The following is a 12196-nucleotide window of genomic DNA, read 5'->3' as shown; positions in this document are numbered from 1 at the left end:
ATGTCCTTTATCACGGGTGGCATTGATGATTTTGTGAATGCGGCGCAGTTGTGGTCGTGGCAGGGGTGGTAGGATAGGCATCAACTCAGTCCTTTGGGTGTGGCTTGTTTTGTTTGGCGACTAATGAGATCGCACAAACTGGACTGAGTTCCCTTCCTCCGGTGATATACTATTCGGAACAGCTATTTAGGGGCGAGGAGATCAGACCGAAGGATGCCGAGGCTTCGGCAGGCCACAAACAAAAACCGCAGCCCAAGGGCTGCGGTTTTTTTATTGGCTCAACCTGTTGGCACCAGACGCCAACAGGCCAACCGCCCTCAGGCACGGCGCCAGCTGGTCTTGCCGGCGCTGTCTTCCAGCACGATGCCCATCTCGGTGAGACGGGCTCTAGCGGCGTCGGCAGCGGCCCAGTTCTTGTCGGCACGGGCCTGATTGCGCTCGGCGATCAGGCGCTCGATCTCGGCAACCTCTTCATCCGCTTCGTCACCCTTGAGGAAGGCGTCCGGATCTTGTTGCAGTATGCCGAGCACGGCGCCCAGCTCGCGCAGACGGGCGCCCAGGCCAGCGGCCACGCTCATGTCTTCGGCTTTCTGGCGGTTGATCTCGCGCACCAGATCGAACAGGGCCGAGTAGGCTTCCGGGGTGTTGAAGTCATCGTCCATCGCATCAACGAAACGAGCCACCTGCTCGTCGCCACCGGCAGCAGCGGCTACCGGCAGATCGCGCAAGGCGGTGTACATGCGCTCCAGCGCGGCGCGGGCTTGCTTGAGGTTGTCTTCCGAGTAGTTGAGCTGGCTGCGGTAGTGGCCGGACATCAGGAAGTAACGCACGCTCTCGGCATCGTAGTGAGCCAGCACATCGCGGATAGTGAAGAAGTTGCCAAGGGATTTGGACATCTTCTCTTTATCCACCATCACCATGCCGCTGTGCATCCAGGTGTTGACGTAGTCGCCACCGTGGGCGCAGCAGGACTGGGCAATTTCGTTCTCGTGGTGCGGGAACTGCAGATCGGAGCCGCCGCCGTGGATGTCGAAGTGGTTGCCAAGGTGCTTGGAGTTCATGGCGGAGCACTCTATGTGCCAGCCAGGACGACCCGGGCCCCAGGGGCTTTCCCAGGTCGGCTCGCCAGGCTTGGACATCTTCCACAGCACGAAGTCGAGCGGGTTGCGCTTGGCATCCACCACCCCGACCCGGGCACCGGCTTGCAGCTGCTCCAGATCCTGGCCCGAGAGCTTGCCGTAGTCGGCGTAGGAGTCAACGATGAACATGACGTCGCCGTTGTCGGCCACGTAGGCGTGATCCTGCGCGATCAGGCTTTCTACCAGCTCGATGATTTCACTGATGTGCTGGGTGGCGCGGGGCTCGACGTCAGGGCGCACCATGCCGAGGGCATCAAAATCCTGGTGCATGTCGCCGATCAGGCGCTCGGTCAGATCGTCGCAGGTGACGTTGGTCTCGGCGGCGCGCTTGATGATCTTGTCATCCACGTCGGTGACGTTACGCACATAGTTGAGCTGATAACCGCAGTAACGCAGGTAACGGGCCACCACGTCGAAGGCGACGAAGGTGCGACCGTGGCCGATATGACAGTGATCGTAGATAGTGACGCCACACACATACATTCCCACCTTGCCCGGGTGGATAGGTTTGAATTCTTCTTTTTGACGAGTGAGTGTGTTGTATATCTTCAGCATCTTATAACCACTGCCTGTGAGTAAAATGGCCTGCCATTCTACCCGCATCCTGTGGAGAAAACGAGGCAGAAAACAGGCCGGATCCTGCGTGCCATCTATGCCGCAGCCCCTTGATGGGCTAGAATTGCCACCACTTTATGCCATAGCCGCGAGCCACCTTCGCGCCCGCGCCACATTTGAAAGGACATATCATGGTTACTCTGCACACCAACCACGGCGACATCACTCTGACCCTGAACGCCGAAAAAGCCCCGGAAACCGTGGCCAACTTCCTGCAATACTGCCGTGACGGTCACTACGACAACACCATTTTCCACCGTGTCATCGACGGTTTCATGATCCAGGGCGGCGGCTATGCCCCCGGTTTTGAAGAGAAAGAGACCCGCGCTCCCATCAAGAACGAAGCAGCCAACGGCCTGTCCAACAAGGTCGGCACCGTCGCCATGGCCCGTACCATGGAGCCGCACTCTGCCAGTGCCCAGTTCTTCATCAACGTGAGCAACAACGACTTCCTCGATTTCAAATCCGCCACCACCCAGGGCTTCGGCTACTGCGTATTTGGTGAAGTGACCGCCGGCATGGACGTGGTCAACAAGATCAAAGCCGTCAAGACCGGCAACGCCGGCCGCATGCACCAGGATGTACCGGTAGAAGACGTGGTGATCACCAAGGTGACCCTTGCAGACTGATCTCTGCCTTCTGCGAGATGAACTGACTGCGGCCCCGGCCGCAGTTTTTCCATCTGCGCGCTTGACCGCCGGCCCGAACTGGCGCCGCCTCGACTATCTGGCCCGGGGCAATCCTCGCCAGCGCGCGGCCCATGCCCTGCTGAACGACACACCCCTGTGGGGTGAGTTGCAGAGCCTGTGTCTGGATGTGGCGCTGGTGAGCACCCTGGCCATAGGGCTTGACCGGCCAGGCAGCGATCTCGACATCCTCTGCCAGCACAGCGATCCCGCCGCCCTTGCCGACCTGCTTGCCCAACGTCAGTGGCAGAGCCGCGCCCTTGGCAGCGACATCTGGCTGCTGGAGCAGACCCTGATCAATGGCGAGGGCACCCCCTGGCCCATCGAGCTCTATGTGACCCCGGCGCGGGTCGATACCCTCAACGGCTGGCGCCACCTCAGCCTGATGGCCGCCTTGATAGAGCACTTTGGCCACGACTTTTACCAGACACTGCGCACCTTGCGCCTGCAACAAGGGCTGAAAGGGGAAGCGGCCATCTGCCGCCTGCTGAAGTTGCCCGGCGACCCTTATCAGGCGCTGTTGACGCTGGAGGGGCGCGACCTTGACCAGCTTGACTGGCAGCCTCAGGCACAGGCACCCTCTGCTCAGCCAGCCACTTTTTCCAGCCATCCAGTTATCAGGGCCCCTTGCACACCATCATGAGCACCCTCTTTATCAGTGACATTCACCTGTGCAGCGATCGGCCCGACATGACGGCCGCCCTGGTGCGCTTTCTGGAGCGCGACGCCCCCGGTGCCGATGCCCTCTATGTGCTGGGGGATCTGTTTGAATTCTGGATTGGCGACGATGACCCCAATCCGCTCCATCACGCCATCGCCGATGCCTTTGCGGCCCTGCGCCAGCGCGGCGTGTCCATCTACTTTATCCACGGCAACCGCGACTTTCTGCTGGGCCGGCAGTTTGCCAAGCGATCAGGCATGACACTGCTGGCTGATCCTTGCGTGATCGACCTCTATGGGGAGCGGGTGCTGCTGAGCCACGGCGATCTGCTCTGCACCCTGGATCTGGGCTATCAGAAACTTCGCCGCATCACCCAGCTCAAATGGCTGCGCTGGCTCTTCTTGCGCCTGCCCCTCACTCGTCGCCTTGCCATCGCCTGCAAGATGCGTGGCCAAAGCCAGATGGAAAATGTTCAAAAGAGCCAGACCATCATGGATGTGACGCCAGCGGCGGTGGACGCACTGCTGCGCCAGCACGGCTGCCAGCTGCTTATCCATGGTCACACCCACAGGCCCGCCATTCACGACTTCACGCTCGACGGTCAACCTGCCCGCCGTATTGTGCTGGGAGACTGGTTCGAGCAGGGATCCGTGCTGGTATGCAGCCCGGGCGAGCAGCGGCTGGAACAGCGCACCTTGCCATCGCTCAATCCTGCCGGGGCCCATGAGTCCGACAATCTGTGACCAGCCGACCATCGCCAGCCCTTCGCACCGTCTCCCCCTCCCCTATAATGTGAGCTCACATAGATAACGAGGAGTTGGCCATGGGATTTATCACCTGGATCGTGTTGGGGCTGTTGGTGGGTATTCTGGCGAAGTGGATCATGCCGGGCCGTGATGGCGGCGGCTTTTTCATGACGGTACTGCTGGGGATCATCGGCGCCATGGTGGGCGGCTATGTCGGTACCCTGCTGGGCCTGGGCTCAGGACAGGTTTCAACCTCTCCAGCATCGCCATCGCGACCATGGGGGCACTGATAGTGCTGTTCGTGTTCAACAAGATCCGCAGCTAATCGTCCCCACCCTTATCTTGAACGGGTACAGGGTTGTGTGAAGCTCGTCACCATGCGGCATGGGTATATGGGGGATGATGGCGACCAGGCAGAAACTTCTTTCTCGCCAGCCATTTCCATCAGTTGATGGTTCGTATGCCTGACAACAACACCCTAGCCCATCCCCTTGACGCCAAGAGCATCAACGTCAACGACCCCTATGAGATGAAGCTGTGGATCAAGACCTTCGAGTGCACCGAAGTACAGCTGAAAAGAGCGGTGAAAGCCGTCGGAACCTCGGGCAAGGCCATCCGAAAACACCTCAAGAAGTAACCGTTCGAGAAATGGTAATCCGCTGAAAAAGCCCCGCGAGGGGCTTTTTGCATGGGTCATCGCCATCATGCTCAGTCAGGCGCAGGATCACAGCACGGACACAGGCTCACAACGGATCAAGGTCGAGCGCATCAGGCCAGCACCCATCCTGGCTTAACGCAATCCGGCAATGGTGAAACCGCCATCGACCAGCAGACTCTGACCTGTGATGAATCGGGCTTCGTCGCTGCACAGCCAGGCAACCACGTCGCCAACATCGTCAGCCCCACCGATACGCCCTGCCGGTGTCAGTCTCACAAAAGGCTTGAGCGTCTCTTCATTCGCCCCCATCCGTTGTGCCATCGGCGTGTTGATGATGCCGGGATTAACGTTATTGATGCGGATGCCATGAGGGCCGGCTTCCAGCGCAAGGGCGCGGATCATGGCATCCAGCCCGCCCTTGCTGGCGGAATACGCCGCCGAGCCAACACTCGCGCCTTGAGTCAGCCAAGATGACGTATTGACGATAGCGCCGCCGCAACCGGCTGCCGTCATCGCCTCCAGCTCATATTTCACTGACAACCAGACCCCTTTCAGATTGGTGGCGATCACGCGATCAAATTCAACTTCCGTCATCTCGCTGATCGGCGCAACCCCCTCCACCCCTGCGTTATTGAAGGCCGCATCAAGGCGCCCAAAATGAGCCAGCGTCACAGCAATCAGCGCCTTCACCTGAGCACTGTCCGTTACGTCTGTTGGCACCGCAAGCGCTTCCCCTCCCTGGGCGCGGATCAAATCGACAGTCTCCAGCAGTTCAAGCTCCCGTCGTCCGGCGACCACGACTTTTGCACCATCACGGACAAACGCCAGCGCCGCTGCCCGACCAATTCCACTTCCGCCCCCCGTAACCAGCGCGACACTATCTTGCAGACGTAATGATTGAATCATCTCTGTACCTCGTTAATGAAAGACTCGATGGAGGTCAGACTATAGGTGGCTTTATTGTCACGAATAAGCCACCTTATATCGCATGATTTACTGGCCTGTATTCAGCAATGGGAAACGCAGTGCGAACAAATGAATTTGGAGAACTGACTGCATTTGTTGCGGTTGCGGAAGAGAAAAGCTTTCGCAAAGCAGCGGCACGCCTGAATTTGACGGCATCAACGCTCAGCCATGCCTTGCGTGCGCTGGAGGAGCGGCTCGGCGTCAGATTGCTGAACCGTACCACCCGTACCGTTTCGCCGACCCAGGCAGGTCTGGCCCTGCTGGCAGAGATAGCCCCGGCATTCAACGTTATTGCGCATGCCGTCAAGAAAGTAAATGCGTTCAGGGAAAGCCCACAGGGAAGGGTGCGGATCAACACGCCAAGGATCGCAGCTGACATGATATTTCTGCCGCAGTTGCAGAAGTTTTGCCATCAGTATCCTGATGTCCAGCTGGAGCTGGCTACCAACGACGGCTTCGTGGATATCATCAGCCAAGGCTTTGATGCCGGTGTACGCATTCGCAGCGATGTTCAGCAAGATATGAGTGCGGTTCGTCTGACGGCAGATTTCCATTCTGCAGTGTATGGCTCACCGGCGTACTTCGAACGGCACGCCATCCCGCTGACCCCCGCCGATTTACAGCATCACTTGTGCATCGGACGTCGGGAAATCACAGGAGGGTCCTTATACCGCTGGGAATTCGAAAAAGATGGCAGGCAAATCGCAGTTCCGGTTAGCGGCCCTGTGACGGTCGACAACGTCAGCATGATGACTCGCCTCGCGCTGGACGGCATAGGACTGGTCTATACAGCGCAAAGCCCCGAACACGATGACCTAGTGACAACCGGCCGACTGATACGGGTTCTGGCAGACGGGTCGATCACCTACCCCGGCTTCTTTCTCTATTATCCCGGCCACAGGCAGTTGCCTGCGGCACTAAAAGCTGTGATCGATTGCTTCCGCTTGCCGTTTTTAAGCGGCACGGAAACAACGTCATATGACACAGTTCAGATTTCCTGTGCGTCAGTGCCTTGAGCATGAGCAAAAGGTGATAACTAGATCTGTACAGATAAATGATGTCTGGCCTGGTTGTGAAATCATCAAGAGGCATCCGCCCCCCCTTTGTTCTATCTGCCAGCCTGACCGCGCATAATGCGACCTTCTGTTAAGTAAGCACGATTAATCGTGGTCGCAGCGCGGTAAAGCATGGAGCACAAGATTCGGGGGGGTGATCTCAATGTGGACACTGGGAGGAAAACAAAAAGGCCACTATTGCTAGTGGACTTCGTAAGTCTTTGATTTTAATGGTGCCCGAGGCCGGAATCGAACCGGCACGACGCGAACGTCGAGGGATTTTAAATCTGATTTGACCCTAATATAAAACAAGGACTTACATAAAAATCAATGAGTTATACAACCAATGACGGCCAAAAATGACCACCCATTTGAAATTTTGTCGCCACTCTGTCGCCACTTTTATCCCTTCTCTGCCAGCAGAGCCGACAGCTTGCGCCATTCATCGGCAAACAGCCTTCTCAGATAAAACGACCTGATTCTGATTAACAGCCTTCTAGGAAGGCGAGCCCCCGCTTCGACCGCCAATAAGCACTGGATCTCAGCCCAAAGCGCATCACGTTCAAAACCAGACCAAACCGCTGAATCCGGGGCCAACATATTGATGTAACAGACTGGTGCCACCCACTCAAATAGGACCTTCTCCACATGAGTGGTCGGAAAAGTACGCGCCACTCTGACGATGCTCCGATAATCGATATCATCATCGACAAAAAGCCCTGAGAGAGCCTCGCACAGCGCGATATCTGACATTATTTCTTTCATGACCGTGCCCTATGCCCACAGCACCAGCTCAGTGTAATCCACAAACAGCAAGAGGATTCAAACGAACGGCATCTTCAAGGTGATCGGGGGCAAAGTGGGCATAGCGCATGGTCATGGCAATAGTGGAATGGCCGAGGATTTTCTGCAGCACCAGGATGTTGCCGCCGTTCATCATAAAGTGGCTGGCGAAGGTGTGGCGCAGTACGTGGGTGTTCTGTCCGGGTGGCAGCTCCAGCCCTGCCCGTTCGACCACCATCTCGAAGGCTCGATAGCAGTCACTGAACAGGCGGCCACGCTTTCTGGGCAACTGGACATAGAGTTCGGGGCTGATGGGCACACTGCGGCTCTTCTTACTCTTGGTGCGGGTGAAGGTCACTCGGTTGGGGGATACTTGGGACTGGGTCAGCTCTTCTACTTCAGACCAGCGAGCACCAGTGGCAAGGCAAAGTTTCACCACCATCAGCAGATCGGTATTGGGGCTCTCAACGCAGGCGGCCAGCAGGCTCTTGAGTTCATCGAGATAGAGAAAGGCGAGCTCGGACTCGGCCACCTTGTAGGCCCGCAGACCATCGAGCGGGTTTTCCCCCTGCCACTCCCCTAGTCGCTTGAGCTCGTTGAACACCGCACGCAGGTAAGCGTGCTCGCGGTTGACCGTGTTAGGGGTGACACCCTGCTTCTTTTGATTAATGGCGCGCCGGTCGCTGATATCGCCAGACAGCCGGGCTTCACGATAGGCGGCAAAGTCGCGAGCGGAGAAATTGACCGCCAGCGGATCCCCCAAGGAATTGCAAACAGTCAGCAGCTTGGATTTGCGAGCCTCGCCATCGCGCAGGCTCTGACCATGGCGACCAAACCAGAGTTCGACCAGATCGGAGAGGTGTCGACCATCGGTCGGCTCCCCCTGCCCTTCCAGCCAGGGCTTACCCTTGTCTGGATCCAGTACAAAGCGCTCGAACGCCAGCGCCTCCCCCTTGGTGGCAAACTGCTTGCGCACACGCGGCGCGTTGGGATTGGCCTTGCTGGGCCGCCCTTCCGGATAGATCTCGGCCAGCCACTTGCCGGATGATTGTTTTCTTACTGCCATAGTCCCTCCACAAAACACTGTCATTATATACAGTTATTAGTGGTGATAGGGATTGTTTAGTTTGTATTCAAACAAATTCACTGGGTGGTTTATCCGACTTGGTAAGACTACTTTTGGTTGTAATTCGGTACGGAAGCCATATAAAAATTGGACACTGCGTTGTTACCAGTGCCCAATGATGTTTAACTCTGACAAATAAAGTATTTAACTTTACATGGCAAAGGATACTTCCTTATTGTCAATAAATTCTTTCGAGTCAAAAGTGCGCTCTTTATTATAAATACTGAGTGATTCATGATATTCCGCTGCTTCTGCTTTCATAGTCCAATGGACTTCCGACAAGCCACGAGATTCAACCGATTGACGGATTTCTATCAAAGGCAAGCGGAAAAATTCTTTGCGAGGATTTACACGATTGACCGCTTTTAGCTCAAATTCTCGATGGAGTTCTTTTTCCAGTGTAGGAGCATCTTCACTATAAATTATTGCATGTACATCAAACTCGAATGGTACAGAGGCATCGCCAAGCTCCTTCACTCTATCTAATGGCTCCAAACGACGAGTCATACCAACCTTAAATACCTGCTCACCAAAACTTCCAATATTACTGATCACATAAACATGGCCTCTTCGTGTCTGTTGGGCCATAGATAGAGCCCTTTCACCTCGAGACTCTGCTTCTTTCAACTTCTCTTCTAACTCAGCCAACTGGGCCTCAAATTGCTGTCGTTGCTCATCGTTAGCCGAGGCAAGTTCTTTACGAGCCTTTTCTAAGGCTTTTTGTAACATCCGCTCTTCTTTTTCTGCGTCTTGAATTGCCTTTTCTATTTCTCGCTGGGCCCGTTCTTCTTCACGCATCTGATCACGGATAGCCTTTTGCTCTTCACGCTCTTGGCGTTGAAGTTCATAAGCAGCAACAGCCCACCTCAACTCATCAAGACGGGCATCAAGATATTCATGAGTAATGCGGGCATTTCGGAAAGGCGCACCGTTATGATTCACTAAGGCGAAAGCATCCACAACTTCTTGTTTTATCTTTCCATAATTATCAAATTTTACTTTTGCTAAAGCCGTATCAACCTTGCCATTAAAGGCATCTACAGCAAAATGGATTGCATTTGTTCGACGATGAGGTTCGGCATAGTCACACTCGCCAGCAAGACCATTTCTCACTAAATTACTAACACGTTTACGAGCTGCTTTTAATTTTTCACCAGCTTCTTTATAGCTGAATTCATCAGCAAGATCATCTAGTACAGAATGATTGGGGATAATATATTCGTCTTTATAACCATCAATAGTATTTCGCATAGCTCGAATAGCTGACTCATATTGTTCAGCCTTGTCCCTTGCTTCGATTGCATTACCCGCAATCTCCTCAGCTCGTTTATTTGCAAACGAGATCATTTTTTCAGCTTCTAACCTACACTGTTGCTCTATTAATTGAGCCTTTGCATTAGCCGCATCAACCGTTTCTCTAGCCTTTATGCGTAACGCTTTAGCCTCATCAATAAATGGCTGGGCTTGGGCCCTAGCATTTTCTTGTGCTGATTCTAATATTTCTCTCGATTTAGCGAGTAAAATATCGGCCTCAATCGTCATCTGCTTAACTTGTTTTTTGGCATCATCATGAAGTTTCTGAACATGAACCTCCATGTCAATAATTGGCTGTAACCGCTCCTCTAATGCTGCAATTAAATTTCGGTGTCGAGTCACATCCCCTTTCGCTGTTTCAGCTTCCTTCCTAGCTAAGTCTCGCTCAATGGCAATTTTCTTTTTTTTTCTTGATGAAATAAACCACCCAACAGACGGCAATACAATAATTGCCAGTATTATTATTAGCGTAATATCACTACTACTCATGTTCTCTCCAAATTTAAAAGGGCGCATTAGCGCCCTGTTTGTCTTTTTCTATATGATCTGTGTTCTACCATCACGCCGATGATCTGGATGTGCTGCCTGTCGGAGTGCATGGAGGGGTAATCATCGTTGAGGGGGACAAGTTCAAACACCTCTTGCCCGTTCTCGTCGACACCGCGGGGCCGATACTTCTTGAAGGTAGCTTCATTGTTGCCGTTCCTCGCCACAACGTAATCCCCTGGCTGGGGGACTTCATCGGGATCAACGATGATCAAATCCCCTTCTTTGAACTGCGGCAACATGGAATCGCCACGCATCCAGAGGCCAAAACCACAGGGCCCAATGTCGACGCTAGCCGTCACATACTCAACATTGCCATCAAAGGTAGTGGCTTGCTCGCACATCTCGCGCCAGTTGCCCGCATGGACATAGCTGATCACGGGGATCCGCCTGCCCTGCGGTATTACTGCCGGTTCGACGTTGTGATAACCAGGTATCGGCTGCTCTGGTCCATCACCGCTACCAGCCAAAAGCCAGTCAACCGTCACCCCCAGCGCTGCCGCTAAGTCATTGAGATAGCGGCCTTTTGGCTGGTTTAAACCGGACTCCCATTTCCCCACCGAAACATCACTCACACCAATAGCTTTAGCAAGTGCCGTCTTCGAAAGATTCAGAGCCGTTCGTCTACTGAAAATGCGATCACTAATTGTCATCGCTCTAGCTTAACCTCGGCAATCCGAACAAAAGGTTGATCCTTTACCGAAGTTAAGTTAGCCTTCAAACAATCCTAACTTAAGGTCGAAAAAGGACGATTATGAAAAAAGAGGATGCAATCAGTTACTTCGGAAGCGCTGCAGAGCTGGCCAGAAATCTGAACATTTCAGAGCCCGCTGTATCTCGCTGGGGAGACATCATTCCGAAAGGTCGTGCCTACCAAATCGAAGTTTTGACCGGCGGCAAGTTGAAAGCCGATCAGTCCCAAGCCGCGCAAGGCCGCGCGTAACTTAAGCCGCAGGAGGCAAAACCATGATCATCGCCCCTATTCATATCGATACCCCGGTCTGTACGGTCGAAAGCTTCTCTGAGCGTACCGGCCTGACCCAACGCACTGTAGAGAACTACGTGCGAGCCGGTCGTATCCCCATCATGCCCAAGCAGGGTCGTGCTGAAAAAGTACTGATCAACCTGGTGCTCTACACCCAGCAGGCCATGAATCAGCAAGGTACTGTGCCTGCCGCCAAGCCTGTCCGCACACCCAAAGTGTCGCGCAAACAGGAGGCTTAAGGCCATGTTTGAACAAAGCACCACCAAACAGCCACATTTTTTACAGCACTTCGATTCCGCCTGTTCGCGCTTCACCGCCAGCTACTCACTGGCAAAGGTGGCACGCGCAGCGGGTATTGGCGAGCAGCTGCTTCGCAACAAGCTCAACCCTGCTCAGCCCCATCAACTCACAGCCAGGGAACTGGTGGCCATCTACCACGCCACCGAGGGGGACGAAACCCTGTTCGACGGCATGCTGATGGAGTGTGGCCTCACTGCCGTGGTGATCCCCAAGGCAGATCGTGCCCCTTCCCTGCCCCATCAGGCGATCGACCTGAACGCCAAGATCGCCAGCATTGGCCAGCGTGCGCTGGAGTTGACCGAACGCGGCCGGATCACCCGCTCTGAACGCAACACCCTGGTGAGCGTGGCCACGTCGGCCATGGGCTCACTCGCCATCTTGATCCATGACGTTGAAACCCGCTTTCAGGCGGTACCAGCCCTGGCATGCGCAGCAGACATCATGATCCAAAGCATGACCATGTGAAAAGGAGGAACCCACCATGCAACAACCAAATACCGAGCAACGCAATCTGGCGGGCATTACGCCCCTAGAGCAAATCGAAATGAATACAGCCGGTTGCCTGATGCTGCGCGAACTATTCGGCATGACGCGCTCAAGTCTGGATACAGACTGG

Annotated in this window: 14 protein-coding genes and 1 pseudogene; 9 read left to right on the top strand and 6 right to left on the bottom strand. The window is 54.7% G+C overall.

Annotated elements, in window-relative coordinates:
• Window positions 1–317: 317 nt before the first annotated feature.
• Window positions 318–1694: a cysteine--tRNA ligase gene (gene cysS, locus AXW79_RS01500; RefSeq protein WP_005314540.1), complete on the bottom strand. Its 1377-nt coding sequence runs from the start codon at window positions 1692–1694 to the stop codon at window positions 318–320.
• Between the two features lie 191 nt (window positions 1695–1885).
• Here cysS and AXW79_RS01495 point away from each other — a divergent pair, with 191 nt between their 5' ends.
• The 5 genes and pseudogenes from AXW79_RS01495 (at window position 1886) to AXW79_RS21935 (ending at window position 4484) form a co-directional block, all read left to right on the top strand.
• On the top strand, window positions 1886–2383 hold the full coding sequence (locus AXW79_RS01495) for a peptidylprolyl isomerase (RefSeq protein WP_005314539.1): 498 nt from the start codon (window positions 1886–1888) through the stop codon (window positions 2381–2383).
• Window positions 2373–3083 carry a DUF4269 domain-containing protein gene (locus tag AXW79_RS01490; RefSeq protein WP_005314538.1) on the top strand — a complete coding sequence of 237 codons (711 nt, stop codon included), beginning with the start codon at window positions 2373–2375 and terminating at the stop codon, window positions 3081–3083. The genes AXW79_RS01495 and AXW79_RS01490 overlap by 11 nt, the downstream gene beginning before the upstream one ends.
• On the top strand, window positions 3080–3844 hold the full coding sequence (locus AXW79_RS01485; protein WP_011898588.1) for a UDP-2,3-diacylglucosamine diphosphatase: 765 nt from the start codon (window positions 3080–3082) through the stop codon (window positions 3842–3844). The genes AXW79_RS01490 and AXW79_RS01485 overlap by 4 nt, the downstream gene beginning before the upstream one ends.
• Before the next feature lie 80 nt (window positions 3845–3924).
• Window positions 3925–4172 (top strand): annotated as a pseudogene (locus AXW79_RS01480) (GlsB/YeaQ/YmgE family stress response membrane protein).
• 135 nt (window positions 4173–4307) lie between these two features.
• Entirely contained in the window at window positions 4308–4484 is a 177-nt protein-coding gene (locus tag AXW79_RS21935) for a DUF3606 domain-containing protein (RefSeq protein WP_005314534.1), read from the top strand.
• A gap of 153 nt (window positions 4485–4637) precedes the next feature.
• Here the strand turns inward: AXW79_RS21935 and AXW79_RS01475 are convergent, their stop codons facing one another.
• Complete coding sequence (locus tag AXW79_RS01475) at window positions 4638–5411, bottom strand: SDR family NAD(P)-dependent oxidoreductase (protein WP_005314532.1); 774 nt, start codon at window positions 5409–5411, stop codon at window positions 4638–4640.
• Window positions 5412–5530: 119 nt separating this feature from the next.
• Between AXW79_RS01475 and AXW79_RS01470 the strand changes: the two genes are divergently transcribed.
• Window positions 5531–6487, top strand: coding sequence for a LysR family transcriptional regulator (locus AXW79_RS01470; RefSeq protein ID WP_227534428.1), 957 nt, complete (start codon window positions 5531–5533; stop codon window positions 6485–6487).
• Between the two features lie 441 nt (window positions 6488–6928).
• On the opposite strand, the gene AXW79_RS01465 is transcribed toward AXW79_RS01470, so the two are convergent.
• From AXW79_RS01465 to AXW79_RS01450, 4 genes are all read right to left on the bottom strand, one after another.
• A complete protein-coding gene (locus tag AXW79_RS01465; RefSeq protein WP_005314527.1) occupies window positions 6929–7291 on the bottom strand; it encodes a DUF7079 family protein in 363 nt (120 codons plus the stop codon).
• A 28-nt stretch (window positions 7292–7319) separates the two neighbouring features.
• A complete protein-coding gene (locus AXW79_RS01460) occupies window positions 7320–8375 on the bottom strand; it encodes a site-specific integrase (protein ID WP_005314526.1) in 1056 nt (351 codons plus the stop codon).
• A 210-nt stretch (window positions 8376–8585) separates the two neighbouring features.
• Window positions 8586–10238 (bottom strand): DUF4041 domain-containing protein, encoded by a 1653-nt coding sequence (locus AXW79_RS01455; protein WP_011898587.1) that lies wholly within the window; start codon window positions 10236–10238, stop codon window positions 8586–8588.
• 26 nt (window positions 10239–10264) lie between these two features.
• A complete protein-coding gene (locus AXW79_RS01450; protein ID WP_005314514.1) occupies window positions 10265–10948 on the bottom strand; it encodes a LexA family protein in 684 nt (227 codons plus the stop codon).
• Window positions 10949–11049: 101 nt separating this feature from the next.
• Here AXW79_RS01450 and AXW79_RS01445 point away from each other — a divergent pair, with 101 nt between their 5' ends.
• The 3 genes from AXW79_RS01445 to AXW79_RS01435 are packed head-to-tail and all read left to right on the top strand — an operon-like array spanning window position 11050 to window position 12045.
• Window positions 11050–11238, top strand: coding sequence for a Cro/CI family transcriptional regulator (locus AXW79_RS01445; protein WP_005314513.1), 189 nt, complete (start codon window positions 11050–11052; stop codon window positions 11236–11238).
• Window positions 11239–11261: 23 nt separating this feature from the next.
• Window positions 11262–11519, top strand: coding sequence for a hypothetical protein (locus AXW79_RS01440; RefSeq protein ID WP_005314512.1), 258 nt, complete (start codon window positions 11262–11264; stop codon window positions 11517–11519).
• Between the two features lie 4 nt (window positions 11520–11523).
• Window positions 11524–12045, top strand: coding sequence for a phage regulatory CII family protein (locus tag AXW79_RS01435; protein WP_063977632.1), 522 nt, complete (start codon window positions 11524–11526; stop codon window positions 12043–12045).
• Window positions 12046–12196: the final 151 nt, after the last annotated feature.

This window comes from Aeromonas salmonicida subsp. salmonicida (assembly GCF_001643305.1).
Lineage (GTDB): Bacteria > Pseudomonadota > Gammaproteobacteria > Enterobacterales > Aeromonadaceae > Aeromonas > Aeromonas salmonicida.
Note: the sequence above shows the minus strand (reverse complement) of the source record. Positions and strands in the feature narration are given on the sequence as shown.